This is a genomic window from Aureimonas sp. CAS (assembly GCF_059838215.1).
On sequence record NZ_CM187563.1, the window covers coordinates 218,832 to 245,638 of the forward strand.

Consider the following 26,807-nt stretch of genomic DNA (forward strand, 5'->3'; position numbering starts at 1 on the left):
GTCGTCACATCCGGCGCCTGCGGAACGCGGATCGCAGGACCATCCGAAAAGGCGCGAACTGAATTTTGAGAAGCGGCAACAGAGACGCAGGGGACTGGACCGCAAATCTCGGCGTCTCGACTGTCGCGGCCAGCCACGCGACGACGCATGAACCGCACTAACCCACAGAAATGGCGTGTATATTCCACGCGTCTCGGAATCTGCAGAAAGCGACAACGGTGAATGGTGGATGACCCAGTCGGATGCGAACCAGTCTCTAAGAGCCCATTTCCCTGTTAGACGGGAAGATACAGGGATATTTCGTGCGGTCGCGCGGTGAGAGGGTGGCTATCGGTGCCCGAAGGTCGTTGTTTCAAAGGGGGCGCCGCGAAAATCCCTAAGCTGTGAACAGGGAATGTTTATCAATTAACAAGGATCGGTGATGCTCTGAACACGTAACGTCGAGAATGCGACTGCGCGATCGTTGCTGATCGGACAACGTAGCGAACGCGGCGCAACTTGTGACCCGGCCGACAGGGCGCTGCGTTCCCTACACATGTACGCTCCTGCTGCCGACGAGCGAGGTTCGACGACGCTAGCCAACGTGAACGTCGACGCCGCATCCGACATCTGACGGCCGAGTTCCGCGAGAAGGTCGCCAACCTTTCTCCGACGGCAATAGCTTCTGATGGCGCGGATCGAAGCCGTCTGCCGTCCGCGTGTATGGGCACGCAGGTACGCAGGCATCGGACGCCAGCGTGACAGGATATAAGAACGCTCGATTCACGGGGCGCTCGTACCGCTCGACCCACCGTAAGGAAGCAGGCGGCTCAGAGCCGACCTAATTTTTTGGAACGTCCGCTGTCCTTCGGCGAGACACGTGCGTTTGCGGACTGGAAAACTTATGCATCCAGTCGGCCGAATGGTCGGCGAATGCACGGGCCGCCGTCGATAGAGGACGCGACTTTAGAAAGCCGAGCGCGAAAACGTGTGAGATCACCGGGCGAAGGGGAATCGAGACCGTCGACAGATGTCCAAAGTCTTGGGCCATCAGACGATTGACGATGGCGATGCCAATACCCGCTGCGGCGAAGCCGCAGGCCGCGCTGACTGAATGCGTCTCCACCTTCACACGAGGAGTGACGCCGGCCTCAAAGAAGGCGGTATCGACGTCGCGACGCGGAGCGCGCTGTCGGCCAAGAAGCACCAGCGGTTGATGTCGCAGATCGTCCACCGACAACCATTCACGCGACGCAAGGGCATGATCGCGCGTCATGACGCAAACGCTGTCTGTTTCTATGACGGCCGTTGTGTCGATCGCGTGCTGCTGCAATGGTAGGCGCAGGAAGCCGAGTTCGACATCTCCGTCCATGATCATGCGCTCGATCGAATTGTAGGGCCCCGTCATCACTTCGATCACGATCTCGCTGTTCTCGGCGAGAAAGCTTTTGACGAGAGTCGGTAGAATGCCGAGCGTCATTGAATTCGGGAAGGCGACGCGAAGAGAAACCGCACCGGAGTTCCCGCGGCGGATCTCATCGGCCGAATGGCGTAGCCGCAGCGCGCGTTCCAGAAGGTCCTGGATTTGAGGAAACAGGAGCTTTTCCTCCTGCGTGGGGATCAGCCGTCCCTTCTCGCGCCAGAAGAGCTGTATCCCCAGGGTCTCCTCCAGCTGCGTGAGAAGCCGCGACACGGCTGATTGGGAGATGTCGAGGCTGCGCGCGGCCCCGAGCGTCGATCCCGTTGCGACGATCGCGCGGAACACTTCGAGCTGGCGCAGGCTGACATCCGCGACGTTCGGATCGCTATGCGATGAGCGCATAGGCTTACCCGCTCCCCTCATAATATTGCGGCCTCCTCGCAGCACTGCCCAAACTGCACCCAACGGCATTCGCTGCCCGACGAATGCTCATCCACTGCGCGAGGAGGCGCTTCGTGGCGTTCATCATCCGACGACTGGCCCAAAGCATCGTGGTGCTCTTCCTGACCTCGGCCATCGTCTTCCTCGGCGTCTACGCGGTCGGCGACCCGCTCGAAATCCTGCTGCCGGCCGACGCCAGCATGGCCGAGCGCCAGCAGGTGATCGCCAGCCTCGGGCTAGACCGGCCCTTGTACGTCCAATACTTCGCCTTCCTTGGCAATGCGCTGCAAGGCGATTTCGGACGCTCTTTCGTGTTCAACCAACCGGCGATCGAACTGATCCTTCAGCGCCTGCCTGCGACGCTGGAACTCGCCTTCGTCGCGCTCGTCCTGTCGCTGATCATCGGCCTGCCGCTCGGCATGTGGGCAGGCCTTCGTCCGCGCACCGCCGTCGACGAGACGATCATGACGGGCTCGATCCTCGGCTTTTCCCTGCCGAATTTCTGGCAGGGCATGATGCTGATCATGATTTTCGCGGTCTGGCTCGGCTGGCTGCCGTCCACGGGCCGCGGGCCAACGGGCGAGATCCTGGGGATCACCACGAGTCTGGCGACCGCCGAGGGGCTGCGGCACCTTTTCCTCCCTGCGCTGAACCTTGCGCTCGCGCAGATCGCGCTGGTGATCCGGCTGACGCGCACCGGCGTTCAGGAAACGATGCCGCTCGACTTCGTGAAGTTCTCGCGCGCCAAGGGCCTCACCGAAAAGCGGATCGTCTCGGTCCACGTCTTCAAGAACATCCTCATCCCGCTCGTCACGGTGATGGGTGTGGAGTTCGGCTCGCTTCTGGCCTTCGCCGTGGTCACGGAGACGATCTTCGCCTGGCCGGGGGTCGGCAAGCTGATCATCGATTCCATCAACAATCTCGATCGCCCCGTCGTGGTCGCGTACATCCTGGTCATCGTCACGATGTTCATCCTCATCAACTTCGTGGTCGACATGCTCTATGCAGTCCTCGACCCGCGCGTGCGCGGGAGGGGTTGAGCGATGAACCTCCTCGCCGCCGGCCGGATGCCGTCCGACACGCTTGCCTCGCGGATGCTGCACGGCATTCTGTCGAGCCCGAAGGCGACGCTCGCCGCGATCGTCTGCCTACTTCTGGTTCTCGCGGCGATCTTCGCGCCGCTTATCGCACCGCAGAACCCCTACGACCTCGCGCAGCTCTCGATCTTCGATTCCCGTCTGCCGCCGGGCTCCGAATCGATGGAGGGCATGCGCTACCTCCTCGGCACCGACGGGCAGGGCCGCGACATGGTGTCGGCCATGCTCTACGGCCTGCGAACAAGCCTTCTCGTCGGCGTCGTCAGCGGCGTCTGCGCACTCGTGATCGGCACGTCGCTCGGTCTGGCCGCTGCCTATTTCGGCGGGCGCTTCGAAGCGCTGATCATGCGTATCGTCGACCTGATGCTCGGCTTCCCGACCATCCTCGTCGCCCTCATCATCCTCGCCGTATTCGGCCAGGGGACGGCTAAGGTCATCTTCGCGCTGATCTTCGTGCAATGGGCCTATTTCGCCCGTGCCGTGCGCGGCACCGCGCTGGTGGAGACCTCCAAGGACTACATCGAGGCAGCGCGTTGCCTCGGCCTGTCGCCGGCCCGGATCGTCTTCGGCCATCTCCTGCCGAACTGCATGCCGCCCATCATCGTGATCGGCACAATCCAGGTGGCGAGCGCGATCTCGGCGGAAGCGACACTCTCCTTCCTCGGCATAGGCCTGCCGATCACTGAGCCCTCGCTCGGGCTCCTGATCTCCAACGGATACCAGGTGCTCCTCGCTGGACTCTACTGGATGTCGGTCTTTCCCGGCCTTCTCCTGCTCGTACTCGTCTTCTCGATCAACATCGTGGGCGACCGGCTGCGCGAGGTGCTGAACCCGAGGCTCGCAGCATGAGCGCGCAGACCCCCGCCCCCGAAGAGACGCTACTCGTGCGCGATCTCCAGACGCAGTTCCCGACATCGGGCGGCGTCGTGCGCTCGGTCGATGGAGTCAGCCTGGAGGTCGCGCGCGGCGAGATCCTCGGTCTCGTCGGCGAGTCCGGCTCGGGCAAGTCGATCACTGGCTTCTCCATCCTCGGCCTCGTCGACCGCCCCGGACGTGTCGTCGGCGGCTCGATCCGCTTCAAGGGCGAGGAACTGACCGAGGCGAGCCAGGCTCGCATGCGCGCCCTTCGCGGCAACCGCATCGCGATGATCTTCCAGGACCCGATGATGACCCTGAATCCGGTGCTCAGCATCGAGACGCAGATGGTCGAGACGGTCCTGGCGCACGAGCGGGTCGGGCGCGCCGAGGCCAGGGTCCGCGCCGTCGAGGCGCTCAGCCTCGTCGGTATTCCCTCGCCTCAGGAGCGACTGAAGGCCTATCCGCACGAGTTCTCCGGCGGAATGCGCCAGCGCGTGGCGATCGCCATCGCACTTCTTCACAAGCCCGACCTTATCATCGCCGACGAGCCGACCACCGCGCTCGACGTGACGATCCAGGCCCAGATTCTTGCGCAGGTGCAGGGGCTATGCCGTCAGTTCGGCATGGCGATGATCTGGATCAGCCATGATCTGGGCGTCGTCGCCGGCCTCGCGGACCGGATCGCAGTCATGTACGCGGGCCGCATCGTGGAACAGGGCACCGTCGACGAGGTGCTCGACGCTCCCGTCCATCCCTACACGATCGGCCTCATCGGTTCAGTCCCGATCGCCAACGATCGCGGTGCGCCGCTTCGCCAGATTCGGGGGTCGGCGCCACCGCCGCTGAAGCGCCCCGAGGGCTGCGCCTTCCGACCGCGCTGCGATCACGCTACCGAAATCTGCCGCACCGAGCCGCCGGAGGACCGCGCGTCCTCGCGCACCTGGCGCTGCTTCCACCCTCGGACGGAGGCCTCCCGATGAGCGACATCCTCGCCGAGGCGCGCGCTGTTTCGAAGCGCTTCACCACCGACCTCGATGTGGCCGACCGCATCGCCGCCCGTTTTGGCGCCAAGCGCGCGCCCACTACGGTACATGCGCTCGACGGCGTCGACCTACAGATTGCGCGGGGCGAGGTCGTAGGCCTCGTTGGCGAGTCGGGTTGCGGCAAGTCCACGCTCGGGCGGATCATGGCTGGCACCCTGTCGGCCACGGACGGAGAGGTGCTGATCGAGGGCCGCGAGCGTGGTGCGCTGCGCGGGCGTGCCGCGCGCCAGGCGCGGCTCGACGCGCAGATCATCTTCCAGGACCCGATGTCGGCGCTCAATCCGCGCAAGCGCGTCGCAGACATCGTGGGCGAGGCGCCCGTGGTGCACGGGCTCGTGAAGCGCGGGGATAAGGACGGCTTCGTCGCCGGGCTTCTGGAGAAGGTCGGGCTCGACCCGGACATGCGCTCGCGCTACCCGCACCAGTTCTCTGGCGGGCAGCGCGCGCGTATCGGCATCGCGCGCGCCCTCGCGGTGAACCCCAAGTTCCTGATCTGCGACGAAAGCGTCGCCGCGCTCGACGTCTCGATCCAGGCGCAGGTCATCAATCTGTTCATGGAGCTCCAGCGCGATCTAGGGCTCACTTATCTCTTCATCAGCCACGATCTTGGCGTGGTGCGCCACATCTCGGACCGCGTCGTCATCATGTATCTCGGGCGCGTCGTGGAGTCGGCGCCGGCAGACGATCTGTTCGCCCGGCCGAACCATCCCTATACGCGCGCCCTTCTCTCAGAGATCCCCCGCATCGATGTGCGCAAGCGCCAGTTCTCGGCGATCAAGGGCGAGATCCCCTCGCCAACGAACCCGCCCCGAGGATGCCACTTCCACCCGCGCTGCCCGCACGCCTTCGAGCGCTGCCATGTCGAGCGCCCAGCCTTGCGCGAGGTGGCCGGCGGCCATCGCAGCGCCTGCCATCTCAACGACCTGCCCGAAACCGAGCGTCCGCCCGTCCCCGCGGCGGCGTGACACGAAGGAGAATCCTCGCATGACCGCCTTCAGACCTTTCCTCCTCGCAACCTGCGCGACGCTTGCTCTTACGGGTGCCGCGATGGCGCAGGACGTCACCATCGGACGCGCCACCGAGCCCTCCGCGATCGACCCGCACTTCTCCCGCTCAGCCAACAACCAGATGACGGCCACCGATATCTTCGACCGCCTCGTGGTCTCCGATCCGCAGCTTCAGATCTCGCCGGGCCTCGCGCTCTCCTGGGACAATCTCGACCCGCTCACCTGGGAGATCAAGCTGCGCGAGGGCGTCAAATTCCATGACGGCTCGGACTTCACGGCCGAGGACGTGGTCTATTCCTTGGAGCGCGTGAAGGACATTCCGAACAGCCCGGCGCCCTTCACCGACATGGTTTCTTCGGTCGAAGCCTATGAGATCGTCGATCCCTTGACGCTGCGCGTGACCACGAAGACGCCCGCCCCGGCCCTGATCGAGGAGATCGGCCGCGTCTTCATTGTCTCGAAGGCTGCTGCCGAAGGAAAGGCAATCGAGGCTTTCAATTCGGGCGAGGCCGCGATCGGCACGGGCCCCTACAGGTTTGAGCGCTGGACGCCGGGCGAGCAACTCGTTCTGTCGCGCAACGACGACTATTGGGGCGAGGCGCCCGACTTCGAGACGGTCACGCTGCGCTTCATCGCCAACGACGCGGCCCGTGTTGCCGCGTTCCTGTCGGGCGCGGTCGACTTGATCGACGCGGTGCCGCCGGCCGATCTCGACCGGCTCCAGTCGACGGCCGGCGTCAGCGTCGAATCCATCGACAGCGGACGCGTGATCTATCTGGGCATCAACCAGCGCCCGGGGGCCGTTCCGTTCTTCGTCGACAATGCCGGTCAGCCGCTCGATCCGAGCCCCGCGCAGGACGCGCGGGTGCGCAAGGCGATGTCCTTGATGATCGACCGCCAACTCATCATCGACCGCCTCATCAACGGCTCGGGCACCGCAGCCGGCCAACTCGTTCCGGAGGGGATCGGTGGCCATGTCGCCGACCTTCCTACCGACACGGCGGATGTCGAGGCGGCCCGAGCGCTCTTGGCGGAAGCAGGCTTCGCCGACGGCTTCGGCATCACGGTCCACTCCTCGAACGACCGCTTCGCGGGCGACGGCGACATCGCGCAGGCCCTCGGTCAGATGTTCGCCCGCGGTGGACTGACCGTAAACGGCGTCGTGACGCAGCCCTATAACGTCTACGCCGCCGCCACCACGCGCGGCGAGTACGGTGCCTTCGTCTTCTCGCTCGGCACCTCCACGCCGGACGCCGCGCCGAACCTGTCCGCGCTGCTGGAGACGCACGACACCGAAGCGGGGACCGGCTCCTTCAACCGCATGCGATACTCGAACCCCGAGTTCGACGCCGCGCTTGCCACCGCTCTCGAGGATTTCGATCCCGAAGGCCGCATTGCGGGGCTGGAGAACGCCACCCGCATCGCCTTCGAGGATGTCGCGATCATCCCGCTCTTCTGGCAGCGCGTCCATTGGGCGACCCGCGAGGGCGTCGGCTACGTGCCGAACATGAGCGAGTACACAACCGCTTCCTGGACGCTGGAGGCGAACTGACCCCATGGATACGATGATGCCCGACGATCTCGACCTTGGGGACGATGTTGTCGTCCAGCGCGACGTGATGGTCGCCATGCGTGACGGGGTCCGGCTCGCCACCGACATCTACCGCCCGGCCGTGAACGGCCGTGCGGTAGAGACGCCGCTTCCGGTGATCTTCGAGCGCACGCCCTACGATAAGAGCGGCCGCCCGCGCACCGAATTCAATCTCGGCATGACACAGCCGCTGACGCGGCCTGAACTCGCCGTGCTCCTCGTGCGAAGGGGCTACGTTGTGATCTGGCAGGATTGCCGGGGTCGCTACCGGTCCGAAGGCGAGTTCACGAAATATCTGTCGGAAGGCGAGGACGGCTTCGATGCCCTCGAATGGATCGCGTCGCAGGGCTTCTCGTCCGGCAAGGTCGGGATGATGGGCCTGTCCTACGACGCCCATGTGCAGATGGCCGCCGCCTGCCTCAACCCGCCTGCGCTCGCCTGCATGGCGGTGGATTCTGGCGGCTTCTCCAACGCCTATCGCTGCGGCATCCGCCAGGGCGGGGCCTTCGAACTGAAGCAGGCGACTTGGGCCTATCATCGGGCCATCGAAAGCCGCCTTGCCGAGGCTGATCCCGCGATCCGTCGTGCTGTCGAGGCCGAAAAGCTCGACGAGTGGTTCAAGACGATGCCTTGGGGTCCGCGCCGCTCGCCCGTGCGCTGGGAGCCCGACTACGAGGCCTATCTGCTCGAGCAATGGCAGCGCGGGACGTTCGATGCGTTCTGGAAGAAGGTCGGCATCTACGCCGCCGGCTACTACGACACCTTCCCGAAGATCCCGACCATCCTGATGTCGAGCTGGTACGACGCCTACGTCCATTCCACGCTCGACAATTACGAAGGGCTGAAAGGCGATCCGGATCGTCCGTTGACGCTGATCATGGGTCCCTGGACGCATGGCAACCGGACCAAGCGGGTTTTCGGAGACGTCGATTTCGGCGCAGCTGCGCCCTTCGACGGAAACGTTGCCGACAACTGGCTGGAGTACCGCGTCCGCTTTTTCGATCGCTGGCTGAAGGGTGCCACGGTGGAGGAAACGCCTTCGGTCCAGATCTTCGTGATGGGCGGAGGCAGCGGCGCGAAGACCGACGAGGGAAAGCTCGACCACGGCGGGCACTGGATCAGTGAGGAAAGCTGGCCGCCGGCTGGCAGCGAAGAGCGTTCGCTCTTCCTGCGGGCGGACATGACGCTCTCATCGACGGCCGAAGCCGCGAGCACGTCTCTGACTTATGATTTCGATCCCGCGAACCCGGTTCCGACGATTGGCGGCTCGCTGACGAGCGGCGAACCGATCTTCACGGGCGGCGCTTTCGATCAGCGAGAGGACACGCGCTTCTTCGGCTGCACCCGTCCTGGCCTTCCGCTTTCCGCCCGTCCGGACGTCCTCTCCTTCGAGACCGAACCGCTGGAAGAGAGCATCGCGATCGTCGGCCCGCTTTCGATTGAACTGTTCGTCTCGACCGACGCGCCCGACACGGACTTCACCGCCAAGCTCGTCGACGTCTACCCCCCGAGCGAGGACTACCCGACGGGCTTTGCGATGAACGTTACCGACGGCATCTTTCGCTGTCGCTACCGTAAAGGCTGGGACAGCCCGGAACTGATCGAAGGCGAAGAAGTGTTCCGGATCGAGATCGAGCCCTTTGCGACGGCCAACCTTTTCGCGAAGGGGCACCGTATTCGCCTCGACGTCTCATCGAGCAATTTCCCGAAGTACGACGTCAACCCGAACACGGGCGAGCCGGAGGGCACCGGACGGACGAAGCGAGTGGCGCGAAACAGCGTGCATCTGTCACAGGACCATCCGTCACGTCTGCGCTTCCGTTCGCTCGGCCGCTCAAGCCTCGCTAATTGAAACCAAGCTGGAAGCGGCGACCGTCGATGGACCGCGCCGCTGCTTCCATGTTGGCGCCTTCCATCGGCACCAAGGGGCTTCTACGAGTTGTCGTCTTCGACCCTTGAGTTGCTACGATCGAGGTTCGACGCTCCACGCTTGGACGGCCATACCGTTTTCCAGCGTGGACAGAGCCGAAAGTTCGAGAGCCGGTATTGGCGGTCCGGTCAGTCGACGAATTCGCAGCCTGCTTCGATCAAGACCTTATCAACCCAGGAACGATCGACGGTTCTGGCCGTCGTCTCCTCCATCTGCCGCGTCTCGGCGTCGTTCTTCTTCCGAGTGCGAGCGAGCACGTCTTCGGCGCCTGAACGAGGCACCGAGACGACGCCGTCGAAATCTCCAAGGATGAGATCGCCCGGTTCGATCGTCATGCCTTCGATGGCGATTGGGAACCCAATTTCGCCAGGCCCTTCGCGATAGGGGCCGCGATGAGTGACGCCTGTCGCATAGACCGGTAAATTGCGCGCGAGGAAATCGGCCGCGTCGCGGATGGCGCCGTAGAGGACGAAGCCAGCTACGCCGCGCCCGATCGCGTGGGCGAGCATCAGCTCGCCCATCAGCGAGTTGGTCGTGTCGCCGCCAGCATCCACCACGATAACGTCGCCCGGCTGTGCGATGTCGATCGCCTTATGCAGCATCAGATTGTCGCCCGGCCGCGTCTTCACCGTCAGCGCCGGACCCGCGAGGTTGCCTTCGCGATGCATCGGCCGCAGCGACGGGCCGCCCGCTGCTAATCGAGACATGGAGTCGCTGACATTGGCGACGGGGAGGGTCCGGAACGCCTCGACGAGGTCGGGGCGGGTCCGCTCGAAGCGCGTGCGTACGCGAAAGCCGATGGGCATGGTTTCGTCCTTATCTTGGTCGTCTCAGGCGGCGAGGCTGTCCGGCCGCGCGAGGCTTCGCTCGTCCGGTGCATGGCCGTCGAGGACCTGGATGATGTGACGGGCGGCCGTCTCGGCCATCGTCTTGGCAGAGCCGGCCGTCACGCCACCGATATGCGGGGTCGCGAAGAGGTTCGGCGCGCGCCAGAGCGGATTGTCCGCCGAGGGCGGCTCCAAGGCGAAGCTGTCGAGTGCGGCACCCGCGATCGTACCCGCCGTCAAGGCGGCAGCGAGCGCCGCCTCGTCGATGAGGCCGCCACGCGCTGTGTTCACGAGAAACGAGCGAGATGACATCAGCGAAAGTCGCCGCGCATCGACAAGGCCGCGGGTCTCGTTGGTCAGGGGGCAATGCAGGCTGACGACGTCGACGTTCGCGAAGAGGTCGTCGAGGGTCCGGACCTCGTCATGACCAAGGCTCTGGATCGCATCGCTGGAGAACGGATCGTAGACGCGAACGACCATGCCGAGAGCGTTCGCCAGGCGCGCCGTCTCCTGACCGATGGCACCGAAGCCAACGAGGCCGATCCTCGCACCGGCTATGTCGCGCCCGATGAAGCTCGGCTTCGGCCATGCCCCGCCGGTGACGGCTTGGGTGAGCGGCAGAACTTCCTTCAACAGCGCGACGGAAAGCGAGATCGCGTGCTCGGCGACGGCCCGCGCATTCGACCCGAGAGAGCGCAAGACCGGGATGCCGCGCCGATCGGCGGCGACGAGATCGACATTGTCGACGCCGACCCCGTGCTTGACGATGACCTTCAGCTTGGGCGAGGCGCCGATGACAAGGTCGTTGATCTTGCCCTGACGCACCATGATCGCGTCGACAGCGAGCTCGGCCGCGCGTGCCGCCACCGTCTCCGGGGGGTCGTAGGGCGGGGAGAAGAAGACGTCGATGTCGTTCTCGTTCAGGAGCGCGATCGCGCTGTCGGCGATGCTGTTGTGGGTGACGAGGATGCGCCGGCGGCGCTGGGTGGTCGCGGCGGAGGGTTCGGCCGGCATGGCTTGAGAAATCCTGTGTTGTCAGACGCGCGAGAGGGTCGCGCGGGCTCGCGCGACGATCGGGGCGTCGATGAAGCGTCCGTCCAGCGTAAAGGCGCCGAGGCCCTGCGCGGCCGCCTCTTTATCCGCCGCCACGACCTTGCGGGCCCATTCGATCTCTTCTGCGCTCGGGGCGAAGGCGTCGTTAAGGATCGGCACGATGCTTGGATGGATGCAACTGGCCCCGTCGAAGCCGAAGTCGCGTGCTTCGCGCGTGGCGGCCCGCATCGCCTCGATGTCGGAATAGTCCGCCACCGAGCGCATCAGGCCGAAGGACAGGACCTTCTCGGCTTTGGCCGCCATGTGGATCATCAGCTTGGGCAGGCGCAGCACCTCCGGCGTCGGGCGGGCTCCCATCGCGGTGGCGATGTCCTCGCCCCCGGCGCTCAAGCCCAGCACGCGGTCGGCCCGTGCGATGTTCCTCGCCTCGAACACGGCGCCAGGATCCTCGATCAAGGGCACGAAAACCATGCGCTCGCGCGCCATCTCGCGTTCCACGGGGGCCAGGAGCGCGGCAAGGCGCATAAGCGTCTCAGCGCTCTCGACCTTCGGAACGTAGAGCCCGTAGGCGCCCGCGCGGCAGGCCGCCAGAGCGTCCGCCTCCATCCGCTCGGCCTCGGCGTTGATGCGCACGAAAACCTTGGCGCCACCTTGCCCGACGAGGCCGACGGAGAAGGCCAGGGCCTCGCGCGCGGCCGCCTTGGCGTTCGGCGCAACCGCATCCTCAAGATCGACGATGATCGCGTCGGCGCCCCGTTCGTGGGCCTTGGCGAGGAAGCGATCGCTCGAACCCGGCACGTAGAGAAGCGAGCGGATCACCGGTCCGAACCCCTCGCGCGACGTTCGGCAAGCTCGGCGCGGATCTCGATGTCGTGCTCTCCGAGCGCCGGAGCGGGACGACGCCAGACGCCGGGTGTGCCCGACAGGCGCGGCACGATGTTGTGCATCGGCAGCGTGCCGTTGTCTGAATCCTCGACCTCGACGACGATGCCGCGCTCTTCGAAGTGCGGGTCCTGCGCAATATCGGCGATGTCGTAGACGGGTCCGACGGTTGCGCCGGCCTCCCGCATGATGGCGAGGGCCTCGTCACGGCCGCGCTCGGCGAACCAGGCACCGACGGCCTCGTCGACGAGGGCGCGGTTCTTCACCCGAGCGCCGTTGGTCGAAAAGCGCTCGTCGGTCTTCATGTCGGGCCGCCCGATGATGTCGAAGATGCGCATCGCCACCACCTGCATGGACCCGGACAGGGCTACGTACTTGCCGTCGGCGCAGCGGTAGATGTTGCGCGGCGAGACGGTGTTGGAGCCACTGCCGGCGCGCTCCTTCACCTTACCCGTCACGCGGTGGATCGAAGCCTCGGGCCCGAGCACCGAGAACATCGGCTCCAGCAGCGAGAGGTCGATCACCTGCCCGCGCGACAGACCCTTCTCGCGGGCGAGAAGCGCCATCGTCACGGCTTGCGCCCCGAAGATGCCGGAGATCATGTCGGCCAGAGCCAGAGGGGGGAGCACTGGCTCACGATCAGGGAAGCCGGTGCGCGCCGCGAAGCCGCTCATCGCCTCCACCAGCGTGCCGAAGCCCGGAAGCTGGGCATAGGGGCCGGTCTGGCCGAAGCCGGAGATGCGCACGACGATGAGGTCCGGGTTCGCTTCGATGAGCGTTGCCGGTGCGAGACCCATCGTCTCCAATGTTCCGGGCCGGAAGTTCTCGACGAAGACGTCGACGCTCGCGATCAGTTCGCGAAGCGTCGCGAGATCGTCCGCGTCGCGAAGGTTCAGCGCGATGGAGCGCTTGTTGCGACCGTAGGTCTTCCAGTGGAGCGACTGCCCGTCGTCCTTCCAGTCGCGCAAGGGGTCGCCGGACGGCGGCTCGACCTTGATGACGTCGGCGCCGAAATCGGCGAGCTGCACAGTCAGCATATTGCCCGCGACGAGGCGCGAGAGGTCGAGGACGCGCACGCCGCGAAGCGGCCCGGAGGCGCTCGGATCGAACCGGATGATGGCGTCGGGATGGGATGCCATGGCGCTCACCCGATCTCGGGCGCGGCTGTGAAGATGGCGGTCGCCTCCGGCGGGATGCGAACAAAGGCCTCTTCCACCCCAAGCCGCCGCGGCGTCTGGATCCGGAAGGTCTCGCCGGCAGCCTCGAGCTCGTACTGGTAGACCGAGCCGAGATAGGTCGAATGGGTGACGCGGGCGCGGATCGCGTTCTCGCCCCCCTCTCGACGATCTCCAGCCGCTCCGGGCGCACCGCGACCACGAGCGAGCCGTTGTCGGAAGGCTTTCCCGGGATGGCGCGGATGCGCGAGCCGTCGGTGAGCTCGACCATCGAGTGCTCGCCTTCGCGCCCAAGAAGCTTGCCTTTCAGGAAGTTCGAGGAGCCGATGAAGTCGGCGACGAAGGCGTCCTTCGGGCTTTCGTAGATCTCGTGCGGCGTGCCGAGCTGGCGAAGATGCCCCATGCTCATCACCGCGATGCGGTCGGAGACGGCGAGCGCCTCGGCCTGGTCGTGCGTGACGTAGATGGTGGTGACGTTCAGCCGCTCCTGAAGCTCTCGCAGCCAGACACGGGCGCGTTCGCGCAGCTTGGCGTCGAGGTTCGACAGCGGCTCGTCGAGGAGGAGAAGGCTTGGACGATAGACGAGCGCGCGGGCCAAGGCCACGCGCTGCTGCTGTCCGCCAGAGAGCTCGAACGGGTAACGCTCGGCATAGGGCAGCATCTCGACCAGCGTCAGCGCCTCGCGAATACGCTCGTCGCGCTCGGCGCGGCCCATCCTGCGGAGCTGAAGCGGGAAGGCGAGGTTCTCGGCGACGCTCTTGTGCGGCCAGAGCGCGTAGGACTGGAAGACGAGCCCGATGTCGCGGTGCTCGGGCGCGAGCGAGACGCTCCGGGCGCCGTCGAAGAGAACCCGGTCGCCGATCCGGATCGTGCCGGACGTCGCCTTGTTGAGGCCGGCGATCGCGAAGAGGGTCGTCGACTTGCCGCAGCCGGATGGCCCGAGCAGCGTCAGGAACTCGCCGGCCGCGACGGAGATCGAGATGTCGTCGACGGCAGTGACGTCGCCGTAACGAATGGTGAGATGATCGAGGACGAGATCAGCCATAGATCTTGGCTCCCAGTACGCGGCGGGCGAGAAGCACGAACACCGCTGTGATGACGACCTGGATGGTGGCGAGTGCCGAGACCGGCCCGTTGTCGCCTTGCGCGACGAGCTGGAGCATCGTGGTTCCGATGATCTCCGAGCCCGGCTGGTAGAGGAACACGGCCGTCACGTACTCCTTGAAGAAGTGGATGAAGAGAAGCGCGAAGCACGAGAAGAGCGCCGGCTTCAGGATCGGCAGGATGATGCGGGTGACCGTGGTCCACCAGTCCGCGCCGGAGATGCGCGCGCCACGGTCGAGCTCTTCGCCGACCTGCGAGAGGGCCGGAGCGATCGCCCCGAAACCGATGGGGATATAGCGCAGGATGAACGCGATCATCAGGATCCAGATCGTGCCCCGGATGAGGTCGAGGCCCGGAACCCAGACGACGGCGTAGAAGAAACCGAGGCCCGCGATGATGCCCGGCAGCGAACGCGGGAAGAGCGCCAGATATTCGAGCGGACGGGCGAAGCGGAACTCGGAGCGCCGCGCGATGAGCGTGATGATCGCCACGAAGAACGTTCCGATCAGCGCGCCGACGAGCGAGATCACGACCGAATTGGTGATCGAGCGCATGTAGTTCGTCGAGGAGAAGATCAGGTCGAAATTGGCGAAGGTGATGAGATTCCAGAACGGGATCAGCGGCGTCAGGAACGACACGGCCGAGCGCATGAAGATGCCGCCGAAGATCGCGATGATCGTGAAGAAGACGTAGGCGAACACCGCCAGGAACGCGACCCAGCGCCAGGGTCCGAGGTCGAGGATCGAGGGGCGGCTCGCCTTGCCGCGCACCGTGACGAAGCGGCCCGATCCCTTCATCAGATAGCCTTGCAGCCAGACCAGGAAGGCGACGAGGGCTAGCAGGATCACGGCGGCCGCGCCGACGATGCCGTAGTCTGGCTGGACGGCGGCGTTGATGCCGCGGTCGTAGAGGAAGGTCGTGACCGTCTGGATGCCGCTTGGTCCGCCGAAGAGAAGCGGGATCGCCAGCATCTCGATGCCGATCACGAAGTTGAGGACCGCCGAGTAGATGATCGCGGGACGCATCATCGGCACGGTGACCGACCAGAGGGCGCGGAAGGGACCGGCGCCGGCCGAACGGGCGGCGTCCTCGAGTTGCGGGTCTGCCTTCGTCACTGCGCCAAGGCACATGAGGTAGGCGAGGGGCGCCTGGCTGAGGCCGGCGACGATGCCCATGCCCGTCACCGAATAGAGGTTCCACGGCACGAAGCCGAACCAAGTGCGCATGGCGAGCGAGATGTAGCCGGAGGGCCCGTACATCGTGAACCAACCGAAGGCGATCACGAGGTTCGAGACGAAGAGCGGCCAGACGACGAGCTCGCCAATCCAGCGCCGACCGGGAAGGTTGGTGCGCCCAATGACGACCGCCATCACCGCGCCGAAGACCTGCGCCACGACCATCGTCAGGAGCGCGAAATAGAGGGTGTTCCAGAACACGGCGAGCATGCCGGGTTCGCGGACGAGGCGGGTGAAGTTCGACAGCGTCGCTCCCGCGTCGGCCGCGTAGAGTGGCCGGTCGAGAAAGGCCTGGATCAGGATCGGGGCGAGCGGGCCGATCACGAGCACAGCGGTGAGAAGCGCCACGCCCCAAAAGATCAGGCGCGAGCGGTCGATCACGGGCTCACGGTCCCGTGCCAGCGTCATGTCGGTCATCGTACGAGGCTCCGGATGGTCGCGACGGAAGGGCGCGTGCGCCCTTCCGTCGTCGGGGTCGCTCAGCGGCCCTGAAGGGCGGCGTTCCACTTCTCGACGAAGGGTGCGGCGTCGGTGATCAGGCCCTCGTCGAAGCCGGCGATGATCATGTTGTCTTCGCCGATCGCTTCGGAGATCCCCTGGTAGGTGTAGCGGACCTCGCTCTCGGGCACGTCCTCGCGATGGGGTACGAGGCCCCCTTTGCCGACCAGCGTCTGGCCTTCCGCGCTCAGCGTATAATCAAAGAAGAGCTTGGCCGAGTTCGGGTTCGCCGCGTTCTCCGGAATGCCCATGCCGCGCAGCATCACGATGGTGCCGTCGTCAGGAAAGGAGAAGCCGAGGATCTCGCCGCCCGGCTGTTCGAGGCGCGGGAAGATGGTGATGCCCGAGACCGCGATCCCCATGGCGTACTCGCCGGTTGCGACCTTCTCGTTCATCGGCCCGCCCGAGGTCTCGCCGCGGATCATCGGGCCGATCTGGCGAAGTTCGTTCCAGCCGTCCTCGCCCTTCACGTTCATGTAGTTCCACCAGGCTGCGAGCCCGAAGGAGTTGCGAGCGGCGTCGTAGGTGGTGATGCGGCCCTGAAACGTGCCGGGGTCAGCGACGGCCGCCTCGACGAGGGACGCGAAGCCGGTTGGGCGCTGAGCCTCTTCCAGCAGCGCGGCGTTGTAGACGATGACCAGCGGATCGGCGGACAGCACGGAAACACCCGGATACGGATGGGCGAAGTCGGGCAGGTGCTCGAGCTCGGGGCTCGCATAGTCGAGCATACGGCCTTCCAGCCCGTAGCTCGCCCAGCGGTCGTTGGCTCCGGAGACGAGGATGTCGGCGCTGCGCGACCCGCTGCCGGCCTCGGCTTCCCAGCGCGAATGGACGGTGCCCGAGCCGAGATCGAGCGTCTCGACGTTGATCCAGGGATAGGCCTCGCGAAAGCCCGCGATCACCGGCTGCCAGTTGTTGTCGGCCATGTTGGAGTAAATGACGAGGCCCGCCTCGCCTCGCGAGGCCTCGACGATCTCCGAGTAGTCGGCCGGATAATAGTCGGGCAGAGAATGGTCCTGAGCGAGCGCGGCGCCGGCGCCAAGCGCCAGGCCACTGGCGGTCAGGACGCCTGCGAAAAGTTTCCGTTCCATGGGTTGTCGTTCCTCCCGTTAGGCTTCCGCGGATTGCGCGTCCGGCGGGCCACCTCCTCAGTGGCGAGGCGTGCTGCCTCCACGACGGCCTTCACCGCCACGTCCTGATGCGCATGGAACCGGTCTTTGGGACCGGATAGATTGACGGCGGCGATGACGCGGCCGTCCGTATCGAAGACAGGGGCTGCGACGCCCGCGGCGCCTTCGACCACGCCTTTGAGATTGACGTAGAAGCCGTCGTGCCGCGCGCTGGAGACCATCGCGGTGATCTCGTCGCGCAGTTCGCCCTCGACGGAATGGCCCTCAAGGTAGGCTTCGAGCCCGCTGTCCCGGACATCGGTCAACAGCACGATCCCACTCGCCACCTGATGCGGCACGCGCAGCCGGGTGATGTCGCGGTCGTAGCGGACCTCCCGGTCCGGTAGGATCTTGTTCAGGTAGCGGACCTGTCCTGCTTCCATCACCGCGACGAAGCCGGTCTCCTGCGATGCCTTGACCGCGTCACGCAGGAACGGCTCGGCGATGCGCAGGATCGTCCCCCAGGCCTCCCGGCCCTCAGAGACTTCGCCCGGAAGACGCACGAGGCGATAGCGACCGTCGGCCATTCGCTCGACGTAGCGGCGATCGACGAGAAGGCGCAGGAGCAAGAGCGTGCTGCTCTTCGGCAGGTCCAGAGCCTGGACGAGATCGGTCAGCGAGGCCGAACCCGGATGGGCCGCCAGCCATTCAATCACATCCAGTATCCGTTCCGAACCACGTCCGCTCAAAGTCTGCCTGTTCAATATATTGAACTAGTCTTATATATTGAACGTACGCGGCCGGTGGGTGCTTGTCAAACCTGCAGGGGCTGATTTGCGTTCGCAGAGCCTCAGGGCTTGGCGGGCTGATAGCCCAATGCATTGAGGCGATGCGGAATGGGTGCTCGACCGCTTTGGTACTTGGCACTGTTACGTTGGCTAATCCCACGAGCTGCGCGGCTAAGCGGTGCGGCGCGGTCGCGGCTCTCGCTCAGATCTCGCCGCTTGCAGCCTACCCGCCTCGGGGTGCTCACGATCGGCGGCGTAGCCCTTGATCGGATCGGCAGAACGCCAGCTTACTCGTCTTCGGCGAGCGACGTCGCCGTCAGCGGCTTTCGCGGAAGGATTTCGGGTAGGAACCGCCGGAGATAGACGATCGAGGCCTCGGTGGCCTCGATGCGTAGCTCGTCGGTGATCCGCCCGTGCTTGCCGTAGGACATCGCCCAAATGCCGTCGAGACAAGCACCCGCGACTTCGATCCGGTAAACGAGGTCGGGCATGGCGGGCATCTGAAAGTAGGCGTGGAACATCCGCGCGCGTCCTGCTGCGATCCGCGCGTTGCCCGAAAGGTCGGAATTGCGTACGGCAACGCTGACGCCTGCGCCGAGGAAGAGCCGAAGCGCCGCGGGCCGCGAGTTCTGGAAGGCCGCGGCGCGCTCATGCTTCATGTGCAGCAGTTCCTGCCACGTCTGCGGCTCGGGATCGGTCAACAGCTGAATCGACAGCGCGTAGATTTCGTCGTTGAACCGACGTGCGAGGGCGACGAAGGCGGCATTCCTGTTAGGAAAAAAATGGTAGACCGACGGCAGAGGGACGTCAGCCGCCTCCGCGATCTGGGCCAAGCTGACGTCCTCGTCTGAACGGTCGGCGAGCAGCGTCTCGGTGGCATCCAGAAGCCGCTGAAGGCGATCGACCCCTCGCCGACGCATCGGCCGATCCACTGGTCTACGAGAGGCGCCTTTAGCAGTTCCTACCAAATCCGGCTCCATCTTTGCGCGGACGGTCCGTCGCAGCCGGCGCCCCTTTCAGTCGCACATCGCCGCCAGCGCCTGCAACATGACGTCGTCGTCGCCGAGCTTGCCGGATTTGAAGTAAAGCGAAAGCCTTGTCGGCTGAGTTGAGACGCAGAGTCCGCCCCCGAAGCCATGGTCCGGTAGGCAGCGCACGACGGAAAGCTGGAGTGCTTCAGCGACCGCGCCCGACGTTTCTCCACCAGCCACTGCCAGCCGTACGACGCCACGTTCGACCAGGCCGCGCGCGACGCCCGCGAGTATCGCCTCGGCCCGGCGGGCTGAGCCGAGCATTCCGAACCGCTCCTGCGCCTGAGATATCCGGCCAATATCCTCCGGCGCGGTCGTGACGCCGAGCGGTCGGTCGCCGATCCTCGGTCCGGCCCAGTCGAGGCATCGTCCGACGATCGCCTCGGTCCCTGCATCTTCCGTCAGGTCTATTCGAAGAACCGGGTACTCTCTCTCGAACGCCTCGATCTGAGCGTTGGCGACGGGTCCGACGCTCCCGAAGATTGCTGCGCCCGGTCCCGCCGCATGGCGCGCAGGCGGGGCGAATGCGCGGGAGGTTTCCGCCGCCCGCAGGCTTGCCAGCGCCATCACGTGGGCATCGCTTCCGATAGTCGCCCGCCGTCCGAGCGTCAGATGAGCTCCAACCTTCGCGTCCTCGTCGTCCGAGCAGTCGATGAGGAGAAGCGAATGGCCCTCTTCCGCGAGCTGTTCGACGAGGGCGCGCGCATGCGCTTCCCCGGTCCGGAGGGCCACATGGGGAATGAGCCCAACGCGAGCGTTCGTCTGACGAGAGATTGTGCGCACGAGATCGGGGTCGCTCATCGGCGTTAGAGGGTCGTGGCGCTTGATCGACTCCGACACCAGGCGCCCACGGTAGAAGAGATAACCCTGGTGCACGGTCGTTCCGTAGCGCGGGAAGCCCGCACTCAGGAGAAGCGGCGTCTCGCCGTAGCGCGCGAGAAAGAGGTCGGCGACCGGGCCGATATTGCCATCGTCGGTCGAGTCGAAACTTGCGCAGACCTTATAGGCGACCTGCGGGGCAGCGCCGTTCCGCTCCACCTCGACCAGGATGTCGGCGACCGTGGCCACCGCATCGGCAGCGGGCGCAAGACGAGTGCGGGTGGCAAAGATCACGATCGGCGAGCGCTCGTCGCGCGCCGCTTCCGGAGCGCCGATGACGACGGGACATTCCGTTCCTTCTGCCTCCAGCGAAGCTCCAACGAGGATCGCGCCGGTCAGGTCGTCGGCGATGATGGCCAGATCCAATCTTCCCCCGAGCCCTAATGGCCAGCGCGTGAATGTCGATCGTTCGTAACATTTAATGACAGACAAATCGACTTAAATCATGTCAGACTGAATGAACGGCGAGCGGACTCGTCACCATCGTCGAAATCTTTGTGAGTATGATCCTGCTGGGAAGGGGCGCTGCATGCGAGATATCGAGGCGCGCGAAGCTATCGTGGAGGCCGTGCGCCTTCTCGAAGTCAAGGGGTACAATCACGGCAGTTCCGGCAATGTGAGCGTTCGGGCAAGGGAGGGGCTTCTCGTCACGCCGACGGGCGCTCGGGGATCGACACTGACGCCGGAGGCGGTGGTGCATATGGACTACGACGGCCATGTCGACGGGCCGGGGACGCCTTCGAGCGAATGGCGTTTCCATGCAGAACTTCTGCGACGGCGGTCGGAGATTGATGCCGTGATCCACACCCATGCCGATGCCTGCGTGGCGCTTTCCTGCCTGCGTAAGGCTATCCCGCCTTTCCACTACATGGTGGCGAGCTTCGGAGGTGATGCGGTGCCCTGCTCGCGGTACGAGCCTTTCGGATCAGACCGGCTCGCCGAGACTGCTGTAGAAGCCTGCGAGGGCCATTTCGGCTGCCTTCTCGCCAACCACGGAATGATCGCGCTCGGTCGGAGCCTATCCCACGCGCTCGACCTGACCGCCAAGCTCGAGACGCTGGCGCGTCAGTACATCCTCGCGCTGCAGGCTGGGGAACCCGTACTCCTTCAAAGCGACGAGATGGCCGTGGTGCGCGAGCGCTACCGCCATTACGGGTCCGCCTCCATGCCGCGCTGAGTCCCTCCGCCCCGTCACCGGTCGCCCAGAATGTCTGAAGCAAGGTCAAAGCCGGCGTTTTCACGACGATTGGCTCGGCGTCGCGCGGTTCCCTCGGGGTCTGAAGCCTTCCGGTCGAACGAGAAGGAAGCCGTCGGTGACGGCCTCCTTCGTGCAATCGATCGATGGGGACGCGGCGCCTGCGGTAGGCTTACTGGGCCAGCCAGTTGGTCCAACGCTCGCGCAGCATGTCTCGGTTTTCGCCGATCCATTCGAAGTCTGGGTCGACCATCGCCTCGTAGTTCGCCGGGTAGGTGGCGAAGAGCTGCTGCTCCTCCTCCGGTAGCGCGGCCAAACCGTTCGAGGTGGCTGTCGCATAGCCGACGGCGCGCATGAATTCGGGCTGGCCCTCGGAGTTGCCGTAGAAGAAGTCGATGAAGTTCAACGCACCTTCGGGGTTGGGTGAGCCCTGCAGGATGGCGAAATAGCCGGTGTCCCGGATCGCGCCATCCCATGCCATGGCGAACGGCGTTCCCTCATTGATCGTGGCGAGCGCCCGTCCGGAGTAGGACATGGTCATCACGACCTCGTTGTCGCGCATGATCTGTTGGACTTGATTGCCCGTCTTCCACCAGACGGCGATGTTCGGCCGGATCTCGTCAAGCTTGGCATAGGCGCGGTCGAGATCTAGAGGGAAGAGCTCGTCCTTCGACACACCATCCGCCAACAAGGCCACCGCCGGCAGCCACCAGTCGCGGTCTCCGGTATCGGGCAGACCACGCGGGCCGGGGAAGGTTGTTGTGTCCCAAAAATCCGCCCAAGTCTGCGGCGCCCGGTCAGCGAATACCTCGCTGTTGTAGGCGAGAAGCATGCCGCCGGTCGTGCGAGCGACGCCCTTCGGCTCGCAGGAGCCCTCAAGCCCGAACTCCTGAACGTTCGCCAGCTGGTCGCAGGGAATGTCCATGAGCATGTCGGCGCGGGCGATCAGGTCTGGTCCCGTCGCCGTGACGATGTCGAACTCGACCGCGCCGGTCCGCGTCATGCCCTCCGCTCGGGCCCACTGGTCCGGTACCTCGATGTCGAACGGCAGGATGACCGTGCCCGTCTCGTCCTCGAAGGGAAGATACATGTATTCTTCCAGCATGTTCCGCATGAGGCCGCCGGTGGTGGCGATCACCACCTCGTCGGCCTGTGCGGGCAGGCTGGTGGTCGCGAGGAGGGCACCGGCCATGGAGCCGAGAAGTGTGGCCCGTATCGTCATTGCAGTCGCTCCTTGTCGAGGGGTTTATGTCGAACTTCACTCTTGCACGGGGACGGCGGCGGTCCGGGTGGAGGCGCGTCGCAGGAGCGCGGCGCCGACGAGGACTAAGATCGAGAGGCAGGTCAGGAGCACCGCGATCGCCGGGATGACGGGAGTCAGGTTCTGCTCGATGTCGTCGAACATCATGCGCGGCAGTGTCTTGTCGCGGATGCCTGCGAGGAAAAAGGCGATGACCGGCTCGTCGAAGGAGATGATGAAGGCGAAAAGGCCGCCGGACAGTACGTTCGGGAGGATGAGGGGCAGCGTGACGAGCCGGAACGCTTTGAAGCGGCTGGCGCCGCAACTCATCGCGGCGTCTTCCAGCGCTGGATCGACCGAGGTGAGCGCCGCAGCGACGGTAAAGACAACAAACGGCATCGCGATCACCGAATGCGCCAGGACGTAGCCGGCGACCGTTCCGCTGAGGCCCGTCTGCTGGAAGAACAGGTAGAGCGCGACCGCGAGGGCGATGTGGGGAACGACGATAGGTCCGATCAGCAGGCCTTGGAAGAGCGTGCCGAGCCTTCCGGCGCCGCGCACGAGCGCATAGCACGCCATCGTACCAACTAGGGTCGTCGTGATCGCCGTGAGGAGCGCGATCTGCGCGGAGAAGGAGAGGGCCACCATCCATCTGCGGCTGCCGAAGAACTCCCCAAACCAGCGGACCGTCAGCCCTTGGGGCGGGAAGGTCAGATATTCCGACTGGCTGAACGCCATCGGAAGGATGATCAGGATCGGAACAAGGACAAAAACGAGGACGGCATAGACATAGGCATTGAGGAGGAGCGACCGGGCGTTCATGCGCGGGCTCCCATCATGCGGTCGAAGCGGAAGACCTTCGAGAAGGCCAGCGTGATCGCCGTGACGAAGAGGGTCAGAACGCCGACGAGCGCCGCCGCGAAGGGCCAGTCGAGATTCTCTCGAATCTGTTGCGAGATCAGCGTCGCGATCATCAGCTCCTGCGGAGACCCGAGCAGCGACGGCGTGATGAAGTAGCCGAGCGATGTCAGGAACACGAGGATGAAGCCGCCGACGATCCCCGGCATGGCCAGAGGCAGGTAGACTTCTCGGAAGGTGCGCAGCGGGTTGGCCCCGCAGATCGCCGCCGCCTTCGCGTAGTCTTCCGGGATGTTGCGCAGGGCGCCGTAGATCGGCAGCACCATGAAGGGCATCAGCACGTGGGTCATCGCCACAACGACGGCGCCCTGGGTATAGAGGAGCCGCAGCGGCTCCGAGGTCAGGCCGATGAACTGCATTCCTTCGTTGACGAGCCCTTGGCGCTGGAGGAGCACCGCCCAGGCGGCCGTGCGCACAAGCACCGAAGACCAGAAGGGGAGGAGGATGCAGGCAGTGATGAATGCGACCTTGGGCCCTTTCGACCGGACCATCAGCCACGCCACCGGAAAGGCGAGCACCAGCGACAGCAGACTGACGAGAAGAGCGATGCGCAGCGTTCGCAGAAGAACGGTGACGTAGACCGGATTCTCGACGACCCGCCTGTAGTTGTCGAGCGTCGGCGCCGGCTCGAGGACGGAGACCGAGAGAAGGCTGAGCAGCGGGTAAAGGAAGGCGAAGAAGATAAGAGCGAAGAAGGGCAGCATCAGGAAGACGATCCCGGCCTTCGACAGATTGCGCCCCTGAGGCCGGAAGACGTCCGCGATCATGCGGTGGCGCCGGAATAGAGCAGCATGGCATCCTGCGAAAAGCCGAGATCGAGCCTGCTGCCGGGTTCGATAAGCTGGCTGCCGTGGCTGGGAACCCTCGCACGGACCTCCGTACCGTCGGACAACTGGCCGATGATGAGCGTTCCTGCGCCACCGTAGACGACGTCGTGCACCGATACGATCAGAGTGTCCCGGTGCTCGCCGGCAGGAACCTGGCCGATCCGCTCGGGCCGTACCGCCAGGATCGCTGGCCCGGGAGATACCGGACTGACCTGAGCTGCGGGTGGGATGGCGAGCCGCGTTCCGTCGCCCAGCGTCGCCGCCGTACCGTCGAACTGGACGGGGATCTTGTTCATCTCGCCGATGAAGCCGGCTGCGAAGAGGTTCGCGGGGCGCTCGTACAACTGGCGGGCCGGCGAGATCTGCTGAAGGCGCCCGTCCTTGAGGATGGCGACCCTGTCGGCCATGGTCAGGGCCTCGCTCTGGTCGTGCGTGACGAAGACAACGGTGATCCCGAGCTCCGAATGCAGCCGCTTGATTTCAAGCTGCATCTCCTCTCGCAGGTTCTTGTCGAGCGCCGAAAGCGGCTCGTCCATCAGAAGCACGCGGGGGCTGTAGACGATCGCCCGTGCCAGAGCGACGCGCTGCTGCTGGCCGCCGGACAACTGCTTGGGCATGCGTTCGGCGAAGCCATCGAGACGGACTGTCGCCAGCGCCTCACGTGCTCGACGATGGCGCTCGCCCTTGGCCACCTTCCGCATCTTCAAGGGGAAGGCAACGTTGTCGAGGACCGACAGGTGCGGGAACAGCGTGTAGTGCTGGAACACCATACCGATGTTGCGCTTGTGCGGAGCGAGCGGAGTGCAGTCCTGTCCGTCGATCAGAATCGCGCCTCCTGTCGGACGCTCGAACCCTGCAATGCTCATCAGGATGGTCGATTTGCCGGATCCGCTGGGGCCGAGAAGCGCCAGAAATTCGCCGCTCCGAATGTCGATCGACACGTCGTCGACCGCTGCAAGGCTGCCGAAGCGTTTCTGGAGCGAGCGGATCGAGATCGCCGCGCCGTTCGACGCCTGTCGGTTCGACATAGTCAGAACTCCTGAACCCGCTTTCGCGATCGGCCAGCCGACCCGTGAATTGAGACGTTACGAGATATATCAAAAAGTGCAAGAACGTTCGGCTAAAATCGCTGAGGTGGGCACAGGGCTGGGCAGTCGTCCGGTCGTTTGCTTACAGTGCGCCGGGAAAACGCTGAGGCCGTTCGGCAAGCTGAATGGGGTGAGAATCACCAGAACTGGGTTAATCGCTTGGCGAAGTATCTTCTCGGGATTGGCTCTGTGGAGCGAAGGCCAAGCGCGCTAAAATTCACTCGCTTTGTCTCATGATCGAATAAAATATCATCAAGTCGCATTTCATCGTTGACAAGGCGCTCAGGCGTAGGCTGTCTGATATATCGAGCGTCGGGTTCATTGGCCGGCGTGGGAGAGCCGCCATGTTCACTACGATCAGCCCCGCCAGTCCTTCCCTCGACGAGAGCTTGCGTCGCCGTGCGGTGGACGTGATCCCGGGCGGTATGTGGGGGCATCAGCGCGCGGCGGCCGTTCCCGAAGGCTATCCTCAGTTCTTCGCCGGAGGCGACGGAGCGCGGGTGCGCGACGTCGAAGGCAGAAGCTACATCGACTTCATGTGCAGCTGGGGGCCGATCATCCTCGGTCACCGCCATCCCCGGGTGGAGGAGGCGGTGCGCCGCCAGCTCGACGCTGGTGACTGCCTCGACGGGCCGACCGAACATGTGGTGACACTCGCCGAAATGCTGGTCGAGACCATTCCGCACGCCGATTGGGCTCTGTTCCAGAAGAACGGCTCGGACGCGATGACGTCCTGCGTGACGATCGCGCGGGCCAAGACCGAACGCCGTAAGGTGCTGGTCGCGACCGGCGCCTATCACGGCGCGGTGCCGTGGTCCTCGCCGTCGGTCGTCGGCGTCACGGCCGAGGACCGCGCCCATATCCTCCAGTTCGCTTACAACGACATCGCGAGCTTGCGTGCGGCCGCCGCGGCAGCCGGGGATGACCTGGCCGCAATCATCGTTTCGGCCTTTCGCCACGACCTCGGCCGAACGCAGGAGCTGCCAGAAGCAGAGTTCGCTCGTGCCGCCCGCGCGCTCTGCGACGCCGCCGGTGCCGCCCTCATCGTCGATGACGTGCGGGCGGGGTTCCGGCTCCATCTCGGCGGAAGCTGGGAGGTCGTCGGCATCCGGCCCGACCTTGCAGCCTACTCCAAAGCGATCGCCAACGGGCAGCCGCTGGCGGCGATCACCGGCGCCGAAGCGTTCCGCGATGCCGCTTCGCGCGTCTTTGTCACAGGCTCCTTCTGGTACTGTGGTGCGCCGATGGCCGCGGCGGTCGCGACGCTGACGGAGCTGCAGCGCGTTGATGCCCCGGCACGCCTCGACGCGATGGGGCGGCGTCTGGCGGACGGCCTGCTTGAACAAGCAGGGCGGCACGGCTTCGAACTGGAGATTTCTGGCCCGCCGCAGATGCCGCTGATGCTTTTCCGGAACGATCCCGATGCGGTGCTTGGAGCCGCTTTCTGCCGCGAGGCCCTCGCGCGCGGCGTCTACCTGCATCACCGCCACAACATGTTCCTATCCCTCGCGCATACCGAAGCGGTGATCGACGAGACGTTGGAAGCGACCGAGGCATCCTTCGCGTCCGTCGCACGCGTGCGCGCGGCCTGA

General features: G+C 65.1%; 23 protein-coding genes and 1 pseudogene. 8 read left to right on the forward strand and 16 right to left on the reverse strand.

What is annotated here, in order from left to right; all coding sequences use genetic code 11:
- Nucleotides 1-820: 820 nt before the first annotated feature.
- Nucleotides 821-1,801: a LysR family transcriptional regulator gene (locus AC6R2M_RS01080; RefSeq protein ID WP_500484647.1), complete on the reverse strand. Its 981-nt coding sequence runs from the start codon at nt 1,799-1,801 to the stop codon at nt 821-823.
- An 83-nt stretch (nt 1,802-1,884) separates the two neighbouring features.
- On the opposite strand from AC6R2M_RS01080, the gene AC6R2M_RS01085 reads away from it, so the two are divergent.
- Genes AC6R2M_RS01085 through AC6R2M_RS01110 form a run of 6 tightly spaced genes read left to right on the forward strand, consistent with a single transcriptional unit; the run spans nt 1,885 to nt 9,288 of the window.
- Complete coding sequence (locus tag AC6R2M_RS01085; RefSeq protein ID WP_500484649.1) at nt 1,885-2,880, forward strand: ABC transporter permease; 996 nt, start codon at nt 1,885-1,887, stop codon at nt 2,878-2,880.
- A 3-nt stretch (nt 2,881-2,883) separates the two neighbouring features.
- Nucleotides 2,884-3,786, forward strand: a complete 903-nt coding sequence (locus AC6R2M_RS01090; protein ID WP_500484651.1) for an ABC transporter permease — start codon at nt 2,884-2,886, stop codon at nt 3,784-3,786.
- Entirely contained in the window at nt 3,783-4,775 is a 993-nt protein-coding gene (locus tag AC6R2M_RS01095; RefSeq protein ID WP_500484653.1) for an ABC transporter ATP-binding protein, read from the forward strand. The genes AC6R2M_RS01090 and AC6R2M_RS01095 overlap by 4 nt, the downstream gene beginning before the upstream one ends.
- Entirely contained in the window at nt 4,772-5,803 is a 1,032-nt protein-coding gene (locus tag AC6R2M_RS01100; protein WP_500484655.1) for an ABC transporter ATP-binding protein, read from the forward strand. The genes AC6R2M_RS01095 and AC6R2M_RS01100 overlap by 4 nt, the downstream gene beginning before the upstream one ends.
- Nucleotides 5,804-5,822: 19 nt before the next feature.
- Nucleotides 5,823-7,397, forward strand: coding sequence for an ABC transporter substrate-binding protein (locus AC6R2M_RS01105; protein ID WP_500484657.1), 1,575 nt, complete (start codon nt 5,823-5,825; stop codon nt 7,395-7,397).
- 4 nt (nt 7,398-7,401) lie between these two features.
- Nucleotides 7,402-9,288, forward strand: coding sequence for a CocE/NonD family hydrolase (locus tag AC6R2M_RS01110; RefSeq protein WP_500484659.1), 1,887 nt, complete (start codon nt 7,402-7,404; stop codon nt 9,286-9,288).
- 206 nt (nt 9,289-9,494) lie between these two features.
- On the opposite strand, the gene AC6R2M_RS01115 is transcribed toward AC6R2M_RS01110, so the two are convergent.
- The 11 genes and pseudogenes from AC6R2M_RS01115 to AC6R2M_RS01165 all read right to left on the reverse strand — a co-directional run bounded on the left by AC6R2M_RS01115 (nt 9,495) and on the right by AC6R2M_RS01165 (nt 20,313).
- Entirely contained in the window at nt 9,495-10,172 is a 678-nt protein-coding gene (locus tag AC6R2M_RS01115; protein ID WP_500484661.1) for an RraA family protein, read from the reverse strand.
- Nucleotides 10,173-10,196: 24 nt separating this feature from the next.
- On the reverse strand, nt 10,197-11,207 hold the full coding sequence (locus AC6R2M_RS01120; protein ID WP_500484663.1) for a hydroxyacid dehydrogenase: 1,011 nt from the start codon (nt 11,205-11,207) through the stop codon (nt 10,197-10,199).
- Nucleotides 11,208-11,228: 21 nt separating this feature from the next.
- Nucleotides 11,229-12,065: an HpcH/HpaI aldolase/citrate lyase family protein gene (locus AC6R2M_RS01125; RefSeq protein WP_500484665.1), complete on the reverse strand. Its 837-nt coding sequence runs from the start codon at nt 12,063-12,065 to the stop codon at nt 11,229-11,231.
- A complete protein-coding gene (locus AC6R2M_RS01130; RefSeq protein ID WP_500484667.1) occupies nt 12,062-13,267 on the reverse strand; it encodes a CaiB/BaiF CoA transferase family protein in 1,206 nt (401 codons plus the stop codon). Before AC6R2M_RS01130 ends, AC6R2M_RS01125 begins: the two co-directional genes overlap by 4 nt.
- A 5-nt stretch (nt 13,268-13,272) precedes the next feature.
- Nucleotides 13,273-13,809 (reverse strand): TOBE domain-containing protein, encoded by a 537-nt coding sequence (locus AC6R2M_RS01135; RefSeq protein WP_500487441.1) that lies wholly within the window; start codon nt 13,807-13,809, stop codon nt 13,273-13,275.
- A gap of 98 nt (nt 13,810-13,907) precedes the next feature.
- Nucleotides 13,908-14,348: pseudogene (locus AC6R2M_RS01140) on the reverse strand (ABC transporter ATP-binding protein); the annotation flags it as partial.
- Nucleotides 14,341-16,059, reverse strand: coding sequence for an ABC transporter permease (locus AC6R2M_RS01145; protein ID WP_500484669.1), 1,719 nt, complete (start codon nt 16,057-16,059; stop codon nt 14,341-14,343). The pseudogene AC6R2M_RS01140 and the gene AC6R2M_RS01145, both read right to left, overlap by 8 nt.
- Nucleotides 16,060-16,121: 62 nt before the next feature.
- Complete coding sequence (locus tag AC6R2M_RS01150; protein WP_500484671.1) at nt 16,122-17,231, reverse strand: ABC transporter substrate-binding protein; 1,110 nt, start codon at nt 17,229-17,231, stop codon at nt 16,122-16,124.
- Complete coding sequence (locus AC6R2M_RS01155; protein ID WP_500484673.1) at nt 17,201-17,998, reverse strand: IclR family transcriptional regulator; 798 nt, start codon at nt 17,996-17,998, stop codon at nt 17,201-17,203. The genes AC6R2M_RS01150 and AC6R2M_RS01155 overlap by 31 nt, the downstream gene beginning before the upstream one ends.
- A 326-nt stretch (nt 17,999-18,324) precedes the next feature.
- Entirely contained in the window at nt 18,325-19,017 is a 693-nt protein-coding gene (locus tag AC6R2M_RS01160; RefSeq protein ID WP_500484675.1) for a TetR/AcrR family transcriptional regulator, read from the reverse strand.
- Between the two features lie 36 nt (nt 19,018-19,053).
- On the reverse strand, nt 19,054-20,313 hold the full coding sequence (locus tag AC6R2M_RS01165; RefSeq protein ID WP_500484677.1) for a four-carbon acid sugar kinase family protein: 1,260 nt from the start codon (nt 20,311-20,313) through the stop codon (nt 19,054-19,056).
- A gap of 163 nt (nt 20,314-20,476) precedes the next feature.
- Here AC6R2M_RS01165 and AC6R2M_RS01170 point away from each other — a divergent pair, with 163 nt between their 5' ends.
- Nucleotides 20,477-21,124: a class II aldolase/adducin family protein gene (locus AC6R2M_RS01170; protein WP_500484679.1), complete on the forward strand. Its 648-nt coding sequence runs from the start codon at nt 20,477-20,479 to the stop codon at nt 21,122-21,124.
- A 190-nt stretch (nt 21,125-21,314) separates the two neighbouring features.
- Here AC6R2M_RS01170 and AC6R2M_RS01175 read toward each other — a convergent pair whose 3' ends face one another.
- The 4 genes from AC6R2M_RS01175 to AC6R2M_RS01190 all read right to left on the reverse strand — a co-directional run bounded on the left by AC6R2M_RS01175 (nt 21,315) and on the right by AC6R2M_RS01190 (nt 25,155).
- Complete coding sequence (locus tag AC6R2M_RS01175) at nt 21,315-22,334, reverse strand: extracellular solute-binding protein (protein ID WP_500484681.1); 1,020 nt, start codon at nt 22,332-22,334, stop codon at nt 21,315-21,317.
- Nucleotides 22,335-22,400: 66 nt separating this feature from the next.
- Complete coding sequence (locus tag AC6R2M_RS01180; protein ID WP_500484683.1) at nt 22,401-23,204, reverse strand: ABC transporter permease; 804 nt, start codon at nt 23,202-23,204, stop codon at nt 22,401-22,403.
- Entirely contained in the window at nt 23,201-24,067 is an 867-nt protein-coding gene (locus AC6R2M_RS01185; RefSeq protein ID WP_500484685.1) for an ABC transporter permease, read from the reverse strand. The genes AC6R2M_RS01180 and AC6R2M_RS01185 overlap by 4 nt, the downstream gene beginning before the upstream one ends.
- Nucleotides 24,064-25,155 carry an ABC transporter ATP-binding protein gene (locus AC6R2M_RS01190; protein WP_500484687.1) on the reverse strand — a complete coding sequence of 364 codons (1,092 nt, stop codon included), beginning with the start codon at nt 25,153-25,155 and terminating at the stop codon, nt 24,064-24,066. Before AC6R2M_RS01190 ends, AC6R2M_RS01185 begins: the two co-directional genes overlap by 4 nt.
- A gap of 404 nt (nt 25,156-25,559) precedes the next feature.
- Here AC6R2M_RS01190 and AC6R2M_RS01195 point away from each other — a divergent pair, with 404 nt between their 5' ends.
- Nucleotides 25,560-26,807, forward strand: coding sequence for an aminotransferase class III-fold pyridoxal phosphate-dependent enzyme (locus AC6R2M_RS01195; RefSeq protein ID WP_500484689.1), 1,248 nt, complete (start codon nt 25,560-25,562; stop codon nt 26,805-26,807).